The 18,406-nt window shown below is 32.1% G+C and carries 13 protein-coding genes; 12 read left to right on the top strand and 1 reads right to left on the bottom strand.

What is annotated here, in order from left to right; translation table 11 throughout:
• Positions 1 to 273 precede the first annotated feature (273 nt).
• Positions 274 to 1,170, bottom strand: coding sequence for a gliding motility-associated ABC transporter ATP-binding subunit GldA (gene gldA, locus ACM55H_RS14295; protein ID WP_416837150.1), 897 nt, complete (start codon positions 1,168 to 1,170; stop codon positions 274 to 276).
• Positions 1,171 to 1,305: 135 nt separating this feature from the next.
• On the opposite strand from gldA, the gene ACM55H_RS14290 reads away from it, so the two are divergent.
• From ACM55H_RS14290 to ACM55H_RS14235, 12 genes are all read left to right on the top strand, one after another.
• Positions 1,306 to 2,559 (top strand): dicarboxylate/amino acid:cation symporter, encoded by a 1,254-nt coding sequence (locus tag ACM55H_RS14290; protein ID WP_416837149.1) that lies wholly within the window; start codon positions 1,306 to 1,308, stop codon positions 2,557 to 2,559.
• Positions 2,560 to 3,002: 443 nt separating this feature from the next.
• On the top strand, positions 3,003 to 3,830 hold the full coding sequence (locus ACM55H_RS14285; protein ID WP_416837148.1) for a prephenate dehydratase: 828 nt from the start codon (positions 3,003 to 3,005) through the stop codon (positions 3,828 to 3,830).
• Positions 3,827 to 4,972, top strand: coding sequence for an aminotransferase class I/II-fold pyridoxal phosphate-dependent enzyme (locus tag ACM55H_RS14280; protein WP_416837147.1), 1,146 nt, complete (start codon positions 3,827 to 3,829; stop codon positions 4,970 to 4,972). Before ACM55H_RS14285 ends, ACM55H_RS14280 begins: the two co-directional genes overlap by 4 nt.
• Before the next feature lie 75 nt (positions 4,973 to 5,047).
• Complete coding sequence (locus ACM55H_RS14275; RefSeq protein WP_416837146.1) at positions 5,048 to 5,905, top strand: prephenate dehydrogenase; 858 nt, start codon at positions 5,048 to 5,050, stop codon at positions 5,903 to 5,905.
• 88 nt (positions 5,906 to 5,993) lie between these two features.
• Positions 5,994 to 7,076, top strand: a complete 1,083-nt coding sequence (locus ACM55H_RS14270; RefSeq protein ID WP_039110831.1) for a bifunctional 3-deoxy-7-phosphoheptulonate synthase/chorismate mutase type II — start codon at positions 5,994 to 5,996, stop codon at positions 7,074 to 7,076.
• A 102-nt stretch (positions 7,077 to 7,178) separates the two neighbouring features.
• The gene (locus ACM55H_RS14265; RefSeq protein ID WP_416837145.1) at positions 7,179 to 8,831 is read left to right on the top strand and encodes a hypothetical protein; all 1,653 of its coding nucleotides are present in this window, start codon (positions 7,179 to 7,181) and stop codon (positions 8,829 to 8,831) included.
• Positions 8,832 to 8,921: 90 nt separating this feature from the next.
• Positions 8,922 to 9,899 (top strand): ribosome small subunit-dependent GTPase A, encoded by a 978-nt coding sequence (rsgA, locus tag ACM55H_RS14260; protein WP_416837144.1) that lies wholly within the window; start codon positions 8,922 to 8,924, stop codon positions 9,897 to 9,899.
• 45 nt (positions 9,900 to 9,944) lie between these two features.
• Positions 9,945 to 10,397: a D-aminoacyl-tRNA deacylase gene (dtd, locus tag ACM55H_RS14255; RefSeq protein ID WP_416837143.1), complete on the top strand. Its 453-nt coding sequence runs from the start codon at positions 9,945 to 9,947 to the stop codon at positions 10,395 to 10,397.
• Between the two features lie 47 nt (positions 10,398 to 10,444).
• Positions 10,445 to 12,355, top strand: a complete 1,911-nt coding sequence (locus ACM55H_RS14250) for a DUF3857 domain-containing protein (protein WP_416837142.1) — start codon at positions 10,445 to 10,447, stop codon at positions 12,353 to 12,355.
• A 6-nt stretch (positions 12,356 to 12,361) separates the two neighbouring features.
• On the top strand, positions 12,362 to 14,377 hold the full coding sequence (locus ACM55H_RS14245) for a DUF3857 domain-containing protein (protein ID WP_416837141.1): 2,016 nt from the start codon (positions 12,362 to 12,364) through the stop codon (positions 14,375 to 14,377).
• A 6-nt stretch (positions 14,378 to 14,383) separates the two neighbouring features.
• Complete coding sequence (locus ACM55H_RS14240; protein WP_416837140.1) at positions 14,384 to 16,408, top strand: DUF3857 domain-containing protein; 2,025 nt, start codon at positions 14,384 to 14,386, stop codon at positions 16,406 to 16,408.
• A gap of 4 nt (positions 16,409 to 16,412) precedes the next feature.
• The gene (locus ACM55H_RS14235) at positions 16,413 to 18,404 is read left to right on the top strand and encodes a DUF3857 domain-containing protein (protein WP_416837139.1); all 1,992 of its coding nucleotides are present in this window, start codon (positions 16,413 to 16,415) and stop codon (positions 18,402 to 18,404) included.
• The last annotated feature ends 2 nt before the right edge of the window (positions 18,405 to 18,406 follow it).

Genomic DNA, 18,406 nt, shown 5'->3' with positions numbered 1-18,406 from the left:
TAGATGTCTTTATAAAAGAATGTAAATTATTTTCAAAATTATAACAAAAATTAAAATTTGAGACCCAATTTTAATCCCTTTTATGTGTATCGTAACTAATTTTCTGAAATCCATTTTTGGGTCGTTATATGGTTTTATTTTGTTTTTTAAAGCATCTTTTTCTAACCAATATTTTGAAATTAAGAAAGTAAATAAGCATAAGACTAATAGAGGAATTATTGGAATTATTTCGTTCATTTTTTTAATTTTAGTTGTTATCCCTTTAACATATAGTTACTTCGTAATCTCCCTAAAAACAGTTTCTAGATTTTTGTTCTTCTGATTGAGTTGTAAGGTTTTCAAACCGTTCGCATTCGCAAAATCAAAAACGGCTGGGCGCATGTCTTTATCGGTTGTGAAGGTTAATTCCCAAATCATGTCGTGGGTATTTTTATAGGAAGTAAGATTTTTGATTTTGGCAATAGCTTGTTCTTCTATTTTATAATCAAATTCTACTTCAATAACTTGCTCCTTATCTTCGGAAATTAAGTTGTCCAGTTTTTTATCGGCTGCAATTTTTCCGTTATTGATGATGATTACGCGGTCGCAAATGGCTTCGACTTCCTGCATGATGTGCGTAGATAGAAAAACGGTTTTGTCTTTCCCTACGTTTTTAATGACGTTACGTATTTCGATTAATTGGTTTGGGTCTAAACCAGTTGTTGGTTCATCTAGAATTAAAACGTCGGGATTGTGTAATAAAGCATTGGCCAGACCCACACGTTGGCGGTATCCTTTAGATAATTGTTCTATCTTTTTATGACTTTCGGTACCTAAACCGGTCAATTGAATTACTTCTTCAATTCGGGATTTATCCACTTTATAGACATCGGCATTAAAAGCTAAATATTCTCGCACATACAAATCCAAATACAACGGATTGTGTTCCGGTAAATAGCCAATAGAAAGCTGAACTGCTTTTTGTTGAGTGTTTACATAATGCCCATTTACTAATGCTGAACCTTCATCAGCATTGATGTATGTTGTCAATATTTTCATCAAAGTCGATTTTCCGGCACCATTTGGACCTAAAAAACCAACGATTTCTCCTTTATTTACAGAAAATGAAATGTTATCCAGTGCTTTTTGGGCACCATAACTTTTGGATATGTTATTTACTTCTATTGACATGGAATTTTATTTGTTGCAAAAGTAAACAGAATAATCATTGATTTATTGTTTTTTGTAAAAAGACCTTTGTCAAAGTTTGCTAAGCAAGATGATATTCTCTTTTAGATTTATATATTTACCATAAACTATATAGATATGAATTTAAAAAATACACAATCGGGCAGTTTCTTAAAAAACTACAAAAGTATTTTATTGCTACTTGGAGGGATTCTGGTAGGAAGTATATTGGGTTTAGTTTTTGGAAAAGGAGTAGAAGTGATTAAACCTTTGGGAGATATATTTCTGAATTTATTGTTTACTGCAATCATTCCTTTGATATTTTTTACCATTTCATCCTCGATAGCCAGTTTAGAAAAGTCAGAGAAATTGGGGAGGTTATTTGTGATTGTAATTGGTGTATTTTTAAGTACCGTATTGATTTCGGCTATTTTGATGATTATTGGCGTATTATTATTTCCTATTCAGCAGGATATCATCATTTCAAAAATTCCTTTAGAATCTATTCAAGCAAGTTCAGCAGGTTCACAAATTACACAATTGCTTACGGCTAATGATTTCTTCGAATTATTATCTCGTAAGAATATGTTAGCACTTATCATATTTTCTTTTTTAATAGGATTTGCCAGTTTGCATTCGGGTGAAAAAGGGAAAGATTTCAGGCGGTTTTTGAATTCAGGAAACGAAGTGATGAAACAATTGCTGCATATGATTATGAAAACGGCTCCAATAGGTTTGGGAGCTTATTTTGCCTATCAGGTTGGGATTTTTGGACCACAATTATTTGGTGCTTATGCAAAACCTTTGGGTCTTTATTATGCAGTTTGTGCTTTTTACTTTGTCGTATTTTTTAGTTTGTATGCTTTTATCGCTGGAGGAAGAAAGGGATTGAATGTGTTTTGGAAAAACAATATCACTCCATCATTAACTGCATTGGGAACTTGCAGCAGTATTGCAACAATTCCTGCAAATCTTGAAGGTGCAGAACACATGAATATTCCAAGTCATATTAGAAATGTAGTTATTCCCTTGGGAGCACCTTTACATAAAGACGGTTCAAGTATGTCATCTATCATAAAGATTGCTGTTGTTTTTGCCATGTTCGGGAAAGATTTCACGGATCCTTATACCTTGCTCACCGCTATTGGGATTACAGTAATTGTTTCGGTTGTCGAAGGCGGAATTCCGAATGGTGGTTATATAGGGGAAATTTTGGCGATAACCGTTTATGGATTTCCAATGGAACAGGCTTTACCGGCGGCGATGATTGTGGGAACTTTGGTAGATCCTATGGCGACCTTATTGAATGCTAATGGCGACTTGGTTTCGGCGATGTTAGTGACCCGAATTGCAGAAGGAAAAAAATGGCTTTCGGTGAAAATAGCTGCTTAAATGTTATTTTGAATCAAAATTAAAGCAAAAGTCATTTTGAAATCTGTAATAAACTGTAATTTAAAAATCATTTGTTTAAGTATTTGGTAATAAAAAGGTTGTTTCACAAAGAATTCTTTTTTTGTTACATAAAATAATATTTTTTTTTTGGTCGGTTTGAAATAAGTCCTACATTTGCAGTGTAATTATTGAAAATAACACAACATATAATGTCTAATAACCGTTTTTATTTTAGCAACACTTATTATTTCTTCTTTAGGAAGTAAGGGATTGTGCTATGGTTATTTGAAAAACAACAAACAAATAAAACTAATATACAATCCTGATGAAAATCAGGATTTTTTTTTGAATATAAATGAAAATAAGCATAACAAAAAATCGGTAAACACGAATCAAAATTTATTCAAATTTCATTTTAAAATTAAAACAAATAGGTACTTCGAATGAGAACAAAGATTGCAATACAAGGTATAAAAGGCTGTTTCCATCATCAGGTAGCACAAGAATATTACTATCAGAATGTTGAGGTAGATGAGTGTTTGTCTTTTGAAGAATTGGTGGATAGTTTATTGTCCGGAAAATCAGATCAAGCAGTTATGGCTATAGAAAATTCTATTGCGGGACCAATTATTCCTAATTACGCTCTGATTGACAAAAATAATTTGCACATCATAGGGGAACATTATTTGGATATTCATCAAAATTTAATGGCGTTGAAAGGTCAAAAAATTGAAGATATTTTGGAAGTACATTCTCATCCAATGGCCTTATTGCAATGTATGGAGTTTTTGAAAAAATATCCAAACATAAAATTAGTTGAAGATAAAGATACCGCTGAAACGGCAAGAAGAATACATCAAAATCAGTTGAAAGGGATTGCGGCAATTGCGAGTAAAACGGCTTCTGAAATGTATGAATTAGAAATTTTAGCTCCGGAAATTCAGACGATAAATAATAACATGACGCGATTTGTTATTATTAAAAAGGAGAATTCATTTGTTGAAGAAAACGAAATAAACAGAGCTTCTATCAAATTTGAATTGGATCACAAACGCGGAAGTTTAGCGGCAGTTTTGAATGTAATGAGTGATTGTAAATTGAATTTAACTAAAATACAATCGTTGCCAAAAATAGAAACTCCTTGGAAATATTCATTTTTTGTGGATGTTACTTTCGAAAAATACGAAGATTATGCTAAGGCAAAAGCATTACTGACCATTATGGCAGAATACTTTAAAGTTTTAGGCGAATATAAAAATACAAAACCATGATTACTACAGCGAAACGTCTGGATATAATTGAAGAATACTATTTCTCCTCAAAATTGAGGGAAGTAAGACAACTGGCTTCTGAAGGGAAACCAATTATCAATATGGGAATTGGAAGTCCGGATTTACAACCTTCGCAAGCAGTTGTTGATGCAGTAGTTTTGGCGATGCAAGAAGAAAGTGCACATCAGTACCAAAGTTACCAAGGGTTACCGGAATTGAGAAACGGAATGGCTGATTTTTATCAGAACAACTTTCAAGTAGCGTTGAATCCAAATACTGAAATTTTGCCTTTGATGGGTTCCAAGGAAGGGATTATGCATATTTCTTTGGCTTTCTTGAATGAAGGAGATCAGGTGTTGATTCCAAATCCAGGATATCCAACGTACACTTCGGTGACGAATTTAGTAGGAGCAGTTCCAGTTTATTATGATTTAAAAGAAGTCAATAACTGGGAACCGGATTTTGAAGCTTTGGAAGAATTAGATCTATCAAAAGTAAAAATCATGTGGATTGGTTATCCGCACATGCCAACAGGAGCAAGAGGAAGTTTGCAGTTATTTGAAAAATTGGTGGCTTTCGCCAAAAAACATCAGATATTATTAGTCAACGACAATCCGTATAGTTTTGTTTTGAATGAAAATCCGATGAGTTTGTTGCAAGTGGAAGGCGCAAAAGACGTGGCATTAGAATTGAATTCGTTGAGCAAGACTTTTAACATGGCAGGCTGGAGAGTTGGAATGGTTTTAGGAAATGCAGCTTGTATTGATGCGGTACTAAAAGTAAAAAGCAACATGGATAGCGGAATGTTTTACGGGATTCAAAAAGGGGCAATTGAAGCTTTGAAAAGTGACAAGACTTGGTTTGAATCGATGAATGCGATTTATAGAAAACGCAGAATTCTTACTGAACAACTGGCTGAAAAATTAGGATGTAAAGTATATAAAGATGGTGTTGGATTATTTGTTTGGGCAAAATTACCTGACGGAATAACATCAGCGGAGAAATTTATTGATGAAATTTTATATGACAAATCTATTTTCATTACTCCGGGAACAATTTTTGGGAGTAATGGTGAAGGTTACATACGATTTGCACTTTGTGTAAAAGAAGAAAAAGTACAAGAGGCTATAAATAGATTTTAGATTGTTGATTAACGATTCTAAATTTCAGATTTTCCTGCAAGGTTTTTAAAACATTGTAGGTATAAAAATAAAACGATGAAAGTATTTGTAATAGGAATAGGATTGATTGGTGGTTCGATGGTATTGGACATTAAAACGCTGCATCCGGAAGCCAAAATTTATGGAATCGACACTGACGAAAATCATTTGCAGGAAGCAATTGCTTTAGGAGTTGTTGATGCTGGTGCGACTTTTGATGATTTAAAACACGCAGATTTTGTAATCGTTTCTGTTCCGGTTGATGTTGCATTGACTGTTTTGCCAAAAGTATTGGATGTTATTGGTGATACTACGATTGTTTTTGAAGTAGGTTCGACAAAAACGCCTATTTGCGAAGCGGTTGCCAATCATCCTAAGAGAAGAAATTTTATTGCAACGCATCCTATTGCAGGAACGGAGTTTTCAGGACCTTCGGCGGCGATAAAAGGATTGTTTCAAGGGAAGACGAATATTATTTGTGAGGTGGAGAAAACGACTTTCAAATTACAGGAAAAAGCGTTACAACTTTTTACCGCTATGGGAATGAGAATTCGTTATATGGATCCGAAATCACATGACAAACACATTGCTTATGTATCGCATTTATCCCATATCAGTGCATTTATGCTTGGAAAAACGGTAATCAATAAAGAGAAAGACGAACAGGATATTTTTGATATGGCAGGTTCCGGTTTTGAAAGTACGGTTCGTTTGGCCAAAAGTTCACCGGCAATGTGGACGCCGATTTTTAAACAAAACAGGAAGCAAGTAGTGAAAACATTGGATGAATATATTTCTAATTTATCAAAGTTTAAGGAATTATTAGAAAAGGAAGATTACGATGCGATTTACAATGAAATGCAAAGTGTGAATAAAATAAAAGAAATATTAAACGGAATACATGTAAAAAAGTAATCAGCATTTATCCCTAAGTTTCGGGAGCAGGTTGCAGTTAAAGAGAACAACACAGAATAAAATAAAAAAAAAGTAAAAATTAGAAAAGATGGAAAACAAGAAAGAAATGAGAAATTGGTTGAATGAATTCAATTTGACTCATCCATTTGTGATTGCAGGACCTTGTAGTGCTGAAACAGAAGAACAAGTATTGAAAATTGCACATGAATTGAAAGATTCAGATGTAAGTGTTTTTAGAGCAGGAATTTGGAAACCAAGAACGCGTCCGGGAGGATTTGAAGGTGTTGGAGAAATAGGATTGAAATGGTTGCAAAAAGCAAAAGCGGAAACTGGTTTACTAATGGGAACTGAAGTAGCAACTGCTGCGCATTGTAAATTGGCTTTGGAACATGATATTGATGTTTTATGGGTTGGTGCTCGTACAACTGCAAATCCATTTGCGGTTCAAGAGATTGCTGACACATTAAAAGGTACTGATAAAATTGTATTGATTAAAAACCCTGTAAATCCAGATATGGCTTTATGGTTAGGTGGAGTAGAGCGTTTATATGCTGCTGGAATCAAAAATTTAGGAGTTATTCATAGAGGTTTTTCTACATACGAAAAAACAAAATACAGAAACATTCCAGAATGGCAGATTGCTATCGAATTGCAAAACAAATTCCCTGATTTACCATTAATCATTGATCCATCTCATATTACTGGAAACCGTGATATGATTCTTGAAGTGACTCAAGAAGCATTGGACTTGAACTACGACGGTATGATCATCGAAACGCATACTGATCCTGACAATGCTTGGAGTGATGCTGCACAACAAGTAACACCAGACGCTTTGAAACAAATTTTCAAAGATTTGAAAGTGAGAAAACATGATGATGCATCGGATGAATTTACGAATAAAATGACAAAATTGAGAGCGAATATCGATGTTTTGGATGCTAATTTATTGGAATTGTTAGGAAAACGTATGAAAGTTGCTGACGAAATAGGTCAAGTGAAAAAAGACGCTAACGTTGCAGTATTGCAAAACAATCGTTGGAATGAAATCCAAGAGAAAATGATTTTGGAAGGTGGGAAAAAAGGATTGACAGAAGAATTTATAGTTAAATTATTCAAAAACATTCACCAAGAAAGTATTGGACACCAAGAAAAAATATTAAACTCTTAATTGGCTAAATAAGAGTAATTATTTTTTATTAAAAACCTACAATTTATTTGTAGGTTTTTTTGTATTATTGTGTGAAGTTTTAACTATCTAACCTTTAATTTTATGAAAAAACAATTACTACTTTTTTTTGCATTTTTTATGTTTTGCCTAACGGGCTATTCTCAATACAAAATTGAAAACATTGGGATTTCTTATGGTGAGGAAATCACAGAAGAAAAGGGGAAAATTATTAAAATTATTGGAGAAGCCAATAACAAGATTTACGCATTAGGTTTGAAAGGAAAAAAAGAATATTTCTTGAAAATTTTTTCGTCAAAGGAAATGAAGTTGTTATCTAATAAACCGATAGTTTTACCTGAGCTGGATGATAAAGAAATAGGTTTTGAGGAAATAACAATTTTAAATGATAGAATATATGTTATTGGAAGTGTTTATAAACGAAAAGAAAAAATTTTCAATCTAGTTGGAATCGAGTTTTCAGAAGATGGTGTTTTAAGTAATAAAATGGTGACCATGTTTGAATCTCAGGTTGCAAAAAGTTCAGGAAGAGGTGGTTTCTATTTTAAACAATCTCCAGATGAAAATAAATTATTGGTTATGCATACTGCATTATTCGAAAAGGAAGATGCGATGAAATATGAAATTAAATTGTTTGACGATTCTTTGAATGTAAATTTTGCTACAGAAAACAAAGTGTCTTATGATGATTCCAAAAAAGACTATCAGTTTACAATTTCTGATTTTGATGTAAATTTTAAAAACGATGTCTTTTTGATTGTTAATGAAGGATACAGAGACAACAAGAAGAAAGAAAAAATTGAAAAATTTGAACTTCATATTTTTAAAAATCAAAATAAATACAAGAAAGAGGTTGTAAATATTGATGTAAAGGACAAGGAGATTATCAATTGTAAAATGTTGTCAACCAATAAAAACACATTGCAAATAGTTGGATTTTATTCCAGTGTGAGAGAGAATGGTAAAGCGAATAAAGAGTTGAAAGGGGTCTATAATGCTACTATAAATTTGGCTACTAATGTAAATGATAATCTTAAATTCAATGAATTTGACTATGAAACCAAAGTTAAATTGCTTGGAGAGCGAAGAGCTAAAAAAGGAAAGGATGTTAAACCTTTGTATGAGATTCATTCGATAATCGAAAAAAATGACGGTGGACTTATTGTTTTGTCGGAATATAGAATGGTTATTGTGGGACAAACACAAGGTTTTGGACCACTAGGTTTTACTCCAATAACTTATATTACTAACGAAATGATTGTTACATGTCTAAAACCTGATGGATCTCTAGATTGGAGTAATGTGGTTGCAAAAGATCAATCGGCTGCGGTTACAGTATTGTCTTTAGGCTTTTTTGGTACTGGTGGAAACGGGAATTTTAATGTAAGTGCGGGTGTTTCTATTCCATTAACTGTTATGGGAAAGGGGCCAGAATATTTAAGTGGAATTCCAATTTATAAAGATGGGCAATTGAATATCATTTTTAATGATAATAAAAAGAATAAGGGAATTACTGATATCGAAGAAATCAAATCATTGGGGAATTATAATAACTCGGTACCAACACTTTTTGTTTTTGATGATAAAGGGATAATAACAAGGAAGGATCCGGAAGAGGCTATAAAAAATGAATTGGTTATGAGGCCTGGAATTTTTTATAGAAAAAATGAAAAAGAATTTTTAATTTATGCTTCAAGGAAGTCCGAGGACAAATTAGGAAGAATGATTTTAAATTAAAAAAAAGCTGCCTGAATGAAGGCAGCTTTTTTTATTAAACTTAACTCCTATCGATAAACGGGATAAACTTTAAAATTTTATCTTTGCACTATGACAGGACTAGTATACAAATCTACAGGAAGTTGGTACACCGTAAAATCCGAACAAGGTGATTTTATTGAATGCCGTATGAAAGGGAAATTCAGAATTAAAGGAATCAAAAGTACCAATCCTATTGCTGTAGGCGATGTTGTGGATTATGAACTCGAAGAAACTTCAGACACTGTTACTGGAACCATTCATAAAATTCACGATAGGAAGAATTACATCGTTCGAAAATCAGTGAATTTATCACATCAGATGCATATTATTGCCTCAAATATCGACAGGGTTTTCTTGTTAGTTACCATAAATAATCCACCAACGACGTTTAATTTTATAGACCGTTTTTTGGTCACTGCCGAAGCATATAGAATTGAAACGATATTGGTTTTTAATAAAATAGATACTTTTGACGATGCTACCCTTGATGAGCAATTGTATATGCAGCATGTATATCAAGAAATTGGATATAAATGTTTACGCGTTTCTTCTACTGAAATGAAAGGAATAGAGGAGTTGAAAGAAATGATGATTGGTAAAGTGAGTATGTTTTCGGGGCATTCTGGTGTAGGAAAATCAACTTTAGTAAATGCTATGGAACCTTCTTTGCATTTAAAAACAAAAACGATTTCTGAAGCAAGCAAACAAGGACAACACACGACGACTTTTGCAGAGATGTATGATTTGTCATTTGATGCCAGAATCATCGATACGCCGGGTATCAAAGGTTTTGGAATTGTGGATATGGAAAAAGAAGAAGTGAGTGGTTATTTCCCTGAGTTTTTCAAATTAAAAGACCAATGTAAATTTAATAATTGTTTGCACAAAGAGGAGCCGCATTGCGCCATTAAAGCAGCTTTGGAAAGAGATGAAATTGCGTGGTCCCGTTATAGAAGTTATCTTAAAATTCTTGAAGGTGACGATGAAAATTACCGTACAGATATTCATAATGAAGACCGAATAATTAGTGATAAAACAAGAGAATAGTAGAGACTCGATTTATCGCGTCTGTTTTTTATCGAATATAAAATAATGAAAGTTGTAATTCAAAGAGTTTCCTCAGCCTCTGTAACCATTGATGAAAAAATTGTAGCCGATATCCAAAAAGGTTTATTGGTCCTAGTTGGAATTGAGGATACCGATACACAAGAAGACAGTAATTGGTTAGTTGGTAAAATTGTAAACCTTCGTATTTTTGGAGACGAAAATCAGGTCATGAATTTATCCGTAAAAGATATTGATGGTGATATAATTGTGGTAAGTCAGTTTACACTTCATGCTTCCACCAAAAAAGGAAATCGTCCTTCCTATATTAAAGCTTCAAAACCAGAAGTTGCCATTCCATTGTATGAGAATTTTGTAAAATGTCTAGAAATGGAGTTGGGTAAGAAAGTTCAAACAGGTATTTTTGGTGCGGATATGAAGGTGCTTTTGTTAAATGATGGGCCTGTAACGATACAAATAGATAGTAAAAATAGAGAATAAATTTTTTTTGCCGAATTTTTCTTATAAATTTGAGAAAAATGTAATCTATGCAATTTAAATTTACTTGTTTTCTATTGTTGTTTTCTTCTACATTACTTCTTGCACAAAAAAGCGAATACAATGCGCTATCTATTGCTGATAGTCTCAAAGAAAATGCGAATGCCGTAGTTCGTTTGAATCAAATTGATATAATTATTTCGTCTCAAAGGGATATGAATATCAAGACAAAAAGAGTAGTTACAGTTCTAAACGAAAAAGGACTTAGCGAAATTGAAGCGACAGAATATTACAGCAAAACGTCCTCAGTAAAAAATATAGAAGCATTAGTCTTTGATGGTTTAGGTATTGAAATTAAAAAAATAAAAAGAAAAGATTTCAAAGATCAAAGTGCCGTGAGCGGAAGTACGCTTTTCTCAGATGACCGTATTATTTATTTGGATTACACACCCATTCAATATCCCTTTACCATAATTTATGAAAGCGAAGTAGAAAGTTCAAACACTGCTTTTATTCCACAATGGTATCCCTTAAGTGATTATTTTGTAAGTGTTGAAAAAACTGTTTTGAATGTAAATTATCCTTCTAATCTTGGTTTTAAAAAGATGGAATCTAATTTTTCTAATTTTAAAATTAATAAAACGGTAGATTCATCCACGCAACTTTCTTATACCGCCACTAATATTACCGCTCAAAAAGAAGAAGATTATAGTCCTGGGTTTACTACTATTTTTCCAAAAGTAATGATGGGTTTAGAAAATTTTCATCTTGAAAATGTAGATGGGAACGCTAAAACCTGGGCAACATTTGGCCAATGGTATTCTGATAAAATTTTGTCAGGAACAACCGAATTATCTGAAGAAACCAAATTAAAAATGAAAGCGCTTGTTGGAGACGAAAAAGATCCAATAAAAAAAGCAAAATTGATTTATAATTATGTGCAGCAAAAATCGCGATATGTAAATATCAGTATTGGAATTGGAGGGTGGAAACCAATGTTAGCTGCTGATGTTGATCGATTAGGATATGGTGATTGTAAAGCATTGACTAATTATACAAAAGCACTTCTTAGTGCAGTTGATGTGCCATCATACAATACTATTTTATACGGAAGTCCTCGCAAACGAAATATTGAGCCTGATTTTGTATCCATGCAAGGCAATCATATGATTTTATCGATTCCTAATGGGGATAATTATATTTGGCTGGAATGTACTAGTCAGGACACACCTTTTGGTTATCAAGGAACCTTTACTGACGATAGAGATGTTTTAATTATGAAGCCGGAAGGAGGAGAAATTGTGCGAACTAAAATTTATCAAGACAAAGACAATACCCAAATCAGTAAAGGAAAATTTTCTTTGTCGCAAACGGGAGATTTTTCAGGGGAAATAATTATTGTTTCAGAAGGCTCACAATACAATCAAAAATCGGCTATAGAGAATTTTCAGCCTACGGATAAAGAAGCACATTATAAAAAATATTGGGATAATATCAATAATTTAAAAATTGATAAAATAACATTTACTAACGATAAGGAAAAGGTTAGTTTTACTGAAAATGCTGAAATTACTGCTGTTAATTATGGTAGTGTTTCTGGAAATAAAATAATGTTTGTGGTCAATGGGTATAACCAAATTACAGGTAATGTAAAACGAATCCGAAATCGAAAAAATCCATTTGAAATTCAAAGAGGATATGCAGATGGAGATGAAATTGAAATTAGTTTGCCTTCAGGATTTTCTATTGAATTTCTACCGAGTAATTTTGAATTGAAAACGAAGTTTGGGGAATATAAAACCGAAATCATCAAGAAAGATGCTGGTAATCTTGTTTACAAGCGAACCCTGTTTTTGAAAAAAGGATTGTATTCTAACAAAGAGTACGACGAATACCGACTTTTTATTGAACAGGTTTCCAGAAATGACAATGCCAAAATTATTTTAACCAAGAATTTATAAAGCGCCATGAAATGTAACCAACTAACCATTATTTTATTTTTTACTCTGTTTTTTTATAATGCTAATGCACAGGAATTTAAACTAGGGAAAGTTTCAATAGAAGAACTTCAACAAAAAGTTCACCCGAAAGACACGGCAGCAGTTGCAGCAATATTGTTTAAAAAAGGCGAAACTAGTTTTGAATATTCAACTGACACAGGTTTTGATTTGGTTACTGAAATATCCATGAGAATCAAGATTTACAAAAAGGAAGGGTATGATTGGGCTAATCATGAAGTAATCTTTAGACCAGAAGGCTCTTCTAGGGAAAGTATTGATTTTTCGGATGCGGTTACTTATAATTTAGTAAGTGGTAAAATTGAAAAGACAAAACTGAAAAGCGAAGGAGAGTTTGAAGAAAAAGTAAATAGATATTGGAATAAAAAGAAAATTACAATGCCTAATGTAAAAGAAGGCTCTGTTATAGAGTTTAAATATAAAATAAAAAGCAATAGTATCGGAATGCTTAGAGATTGGAGTTTTCAGACAATTATTCCAATCAATTTTGTCGAATATATAACCTATATACCTGAATATTTTATTTTTAATAGAAAACTAAAAGGATTTGTATCACCTAAAATATCTGTTGATAAACGTAGACAATCTAAAATGGTAAATGGTTTGGTAACTAAAGATGGATCTGTTTCAACAGTCTCTAATTTTTCTCAAGGGAAATTAGATTATGAAGAAACAAAAACAACCTATCTAATCGAAAATATACCAGCAATCAAAGAAGAAGCGTTTGTTAATAATATAAATAATTATTCGGCTAGTTTAGAGCAGGAGCTGTCTATGACACATTACCCGAACGAGCCTATGAAACCCTTTTCATCAGATTGGAATGCCGTGGTGAAGACCATTTATGACTATGAAGATTTTGGACCTGAATTGAATAAAACCAATTATTTTGAAGCGGATTTGAAACCTATAATTGCGGGATTAGATACTCCGGAAGAAAAAATAACAGCACTGTTAAATTATGTAAAAACTACTGTAAAATGGAATGATTACTATGGTTATTCTTGTAATGATGGAGTTAAAAAAGCCTATAAAGATAAAACTGGAAATGTAGCCGAAATCAATTTAATGTTAACTGCTATGTTGCGTTATGCTGGATTGACTGCGAATCCAGTTTTAGTTAGCACACGTTCTAATGGGATTGCAGTTTTTCCCAATAGAACAGCTTTTAATTATGTTATTGCTGCTGTAGAAACTCCAAATGGATTGATATTATTGGATGCATCGGATGCATTTTCGACACCAAATGTATTGCCTTTTAGAGCATTAAACTGGGAAGGAAGATTGATACGAAAAGATGGAACATCCGAAGAGGTAGATTTAATGCCGAAAATCGCATCAAATAATACAGTAATGATGAATTATACAGTTGATGCTAATGGGTTAGTTTCAGGGAAATTGAGAAGGCAGAGAACGGATCACAATGCTATGATTTTTAGAAAAAATGTTGATAATATTAAAGAGGATGCTTATCTGGAAAAGTTGGAAAATGACAATGAAAAGATAGAGATAAAAGAATATTTAAGAGCAAACGAAAAAGAGTTGAAATTGCCTGTGACAGAAACTTTCTCTTTTTCGGGTTCCAATCTTTGTGAGGGAATTGGAGGTAAAATTTATATAAATCCACTGCTATTTCTTACAGATGAACGAAACCCCTTCAAACAGGAAAATAGAGAATATCCTATAGATTATGGGTTTCCGTTTTTGGATAAATACAGTATTAATATTCAAATTCCGGACGGATATAAAGTAGAAACACTTCCAGCGCCTGCGGTTCTTAATATGCAGGATAATTTGGGAAGTTTTAAGTTCATGACTAATTTGTCTGAGAATACTATTCAAGTAGTATTAACACATCAAATCAACACACCGATTATTTCATCTGAATATTATTCAATGTTAAAAGAATATTATCAAGGTATGATAACAAAAGAAAATGAAAAAATAATTCTAACAAAAATATAATAGCATATGTCATTCAAAAAAACACTGTTTATAGTATTGTTTTTGGTTTCCTTTTTAAATACCAAAGCACAAATTTTTGAATTGGGTAAAGTTTCGATTGCGGAATTAGAAGAAAAAGAACATCCTAAAGACCCTTCGGCAGTAGCGGCGATATTATTCAAAAAAGGAAAGATGAGTCTTGAATATACTAAAAGCGAAGGTTTTGTAATGATAACTGAAGTGAAAACCAGAATTAAGATTTATAAAAAAGAAGGGTATGATTGGGCAAATCAAAAAGTGCGTTACTATCTAGGGAATAATTCTAAAGAAAATGTTTCTTTTACGGATGCTATAACATACAATTTACTGGATGGGAAAATTGAGAAAACGAAACTGAAAAGTGACGGAACATTTGATGAGACTATCAATAGATTTTGGGGGCAGAAAAAGATAACAATGCCAAATGTAAAAGAAGGTTCTGTAATAGAATTTCAGTATACAATTCGATCACTGAGTATCGGAATGCCGAGAGAGTATAGTTTCCAGACCACAATCCCAGTAAATTATTCAGAGTACAGAACTTTTATTCCACAATATTTTATTTATAATGCCAATCAAAAAGGATTTATTTTTCCAAAAGTAACGGTAGAGAAAAAACCAAAAACAATTAAATTTTTGGATATGGAAAGCAAACAAGCGGGAATAGCCTCTAGTAATGTAAATACATCATTTTATGAAAGTACACTAGAATATGAAGAAACTAGAACCACTTATTTAGTAGAGAATTTACCTGCGATGAATGAAGAATCTTTTGTGAATAATATTGATAATTACACATCAAGTTTGGTACAGGAATTATCTATGACACAATATCCTAATCAGCCTTTGAAGCCGTATTCGACCGATTGGAAATCAGTAGTAAAGACAATTTATGAGTACGATGATTTTGGACCTGAATTGGATAAAACAGGTTATTTTGAAGATGATATAAATGCTTTAATCAAAGGGTTGAATACCCAAGAAGAAAAAGTAGCGGCTATTTTTAATTACGTTAAATCTAGTGTGAAATGGAATGATTATTATGGTTATTCTTGTAACGACGGTGTGAAAAAAGCATACAAAGATAAAACAGGAAATGTGGCCGAAATTAACCTTATGCTAACTGCTATGCTGCGTTATGCTGGAATCAATGCTAATCCAGTATTGTTAAGTACACGCGCTAACGGAGTAGCATTATTTCCTAATAGAACAGCTTTTGATTATGTAATTGCAGCTGTAGAAATACAAGATGGCTTAGTTTTATTGGATGCAACGGAGAAATATTCGTTACCTAATGTTTTGCCATTAAGAGACCTGAACTGGTTTGGAAGGCTAATTAGAAAAGATAGAACATCTGTAGAAGTGGACTTGACACCAAAAATACTTTCGAAAGAAATTATAAATACCAGTTTTGTTGTCAATAGCAATGGTGTAATTACCGGCAAAGTAAGAAAACAACTTACCGATCATGAAGCACTTTATTTTAGACAAAAAAACTTAATAACAAGTAAAGATAATTACTTGGAAGAATTAGAAAACAAAAACAATGCTATTGAAATAACAGATTATGTTAGAGAAAATGATTTGAACTTGGCAAAGCCAATTCTTGAAACATATACTTTTAAAGACTCTAAAGATTTTGAAAGTATAAATGGAAAAATCTATATAGCTCCATTATTGTTTTTGTCAACTAAAGTAAATCCTTTTAAACAGGAAGTAAGAGCATATCCAGTTGATTTTGGCTATCCTATAGAGAATAAGTATAATATTATGATAGAAATACCAGAAGGTTATGCTGTAGAATCTTTGCCTGTTTCAATGAATATTGCTACGCCAGACAACATTGGAACATATAAATATGTTATTGGTGCTACTGGAAATAAAATCCAAATTTCAATTACCTCAGATATTACCTCAGCAATAGTTCCAGCGGATTATTATACTGCTTTAAAAGAATTCTTTCAGAAAATGATTGACAAGCAAAATGAAAAAATAGTGCTTAAAAAAGTATAATTAAATGAAAATTGTTAAACTTGTAATTGTTTTATTTTTTGTTTCCTGTGTTACAAAAAGTAGTGCGCAAAATTTTGAGTTAGGAAAAGTTTCTACTAAAGAGCTCTTAGAAAAATTTCATGCTGAAGATTCTACTGCAGTTGCAGCCATTTTATTTAAAAAGGCAAGAACTTTTTTTAGTTATAATTCAACAAGTGGATTCACAGTAAATCATGAATATATCTACAGAATCAAAATTTATAAAAAAGAAGGACTTAGTTGGGCAAATTTTGAGGTTCCGTATTATGTTGGTTATGAAGAGATGAAAGATGAATCGGTTAAATTTTCAAATTGTGTAACTTATAATCTTGAAAATGGGAATATTGTTAAAACGAAATTAAACAATGAAGGCACTTTCAAAAAAAATGTGAATGAATATTGGAACGAAGCTTCCATAACTATGCCCAATGTTAAAGTGGGTTCTGTAATAGAGTTTAAATATATTTTGAAATCAGAAGCAATCGTTAAGTTTCCTAAATTTAAAATGCAATATGATATTCCGGTGAATTATGCCGAATATGAAACAGAAATTCCAGAATATTTTATTTACAAACCAATTTTGACGGGCTATGTGAAGATTAAGGCAGAAGCAAAATATGTAAATGGATCTCAGAGTTTCGAAAATAAATACAACCAATCGGCATCTATTAGTTATAAGCAAATTAACAGTGTTTATCTTGCTGAAAATATTCCTGCACTCAAAGAAGAGGAATATATTGATAATATTGAAAATTACAGATCGTCTATTTATAATGAATTAGAAAGAACGCGCTTTCCTGATCAACCGGTTAAAGATTATTCGATAACTTGGGAGGGAGTTGCTAAAACTATTTTTGAAAACGAAAGTTTTGGTAAAGAGCTGAATGAACGCATGTATCTTATTCAGGATATTAAAATGATACTCAAAAGCGCTGTTTCTGAAGAGGAAAAATTAGATATCATTTTTAAATTTGTAAAATCAAAAATGAACTGGGATGGGGAATATGGTTTTTATACCCAAAAAGGAGTGAAAAAGGCATACGCTGATAAAACAGGAAATGTAGCCGAAATAAATTTTATTTTAATAGCAATGCTAAAATTTGCTGGGATAAATGCCAATCCGGTTTTGATAAGTACGATAGAACATGGAGTTCCTGCATTTCCTAACAGGACAGTTTTTAATTATGTAATTGCTGCTGCTGAAATAGAAGGAAAGCAAATTCTATTAGATGCAACACATAAATATACTACACAGAATATTTTGCCTTTGAATACCTTAAACTGGACAGGACGACTTATTAAATCCGATGGAACATCACAAGAAGTTAATATGGTACCAAATTTAGTATCGAATAAAAACTATAATTTAATGGTAAAAATTGATGATAGAGGAACTGTGTCTGGAAAGTTTAGGGCTCAAAAGAAAGATTATGAGGCGTATAGTTTTAGAGAAAAAAATGCTCAAATCAATAAAGAAAATTATCTGGAAAAATTAGAAAATGATTTGGATGGAATCCAAATTAGTAACTATGAGATAGAAAATAAAGACACAGATTTTTCAAAACCTGTCTTGGAAACTTTTACTTTTACATCAGATAATCATTGTGAAAGAATAGGCAATAAAATGTTTATTAATCCCATGTTGTTTTTTGCTTTAACGAAAAATCCATTTCTTCAGGAAAAAAGGAAGATGCCAATTTATTTTGGTTATCCAAAGCAAGATAAATATAATATAAATATAGAAATTCCGGAGGGATATGCAGTGGAATCTATTCCGAAAGCAATGAAAATTGCAACGGAAGATAAAATAGTATTATTTACAATTAATACACAGGTTGAAGGAAATAGAATTCAAATCATAATTACGAGAGAAATTAATGCTGCCATTTTGCCTGCGGATTATTATTATGATTTAAAAGAATTCTTTCAAAAAATTATTGATAAACAAAACGAAAAAATAGTACTTAAAAAACTATAATA

Source organism: Flavobacterium cryoconiti (assembly GCF_048158645.1).
In the GTDB taxonomy this organism is placed as follows: Bacteria; Bacteroidota; Bacteroidia; order Flavobacteriales; family Flavobacteriaceae; genus Flavobacterium; species Flavobacterium cryoconiti.
The sequence above is the reverse complement of the archived record's forward strand: the minus strand, read 5'-3'. Positions and strand labels throughout refer to the sequence as shown.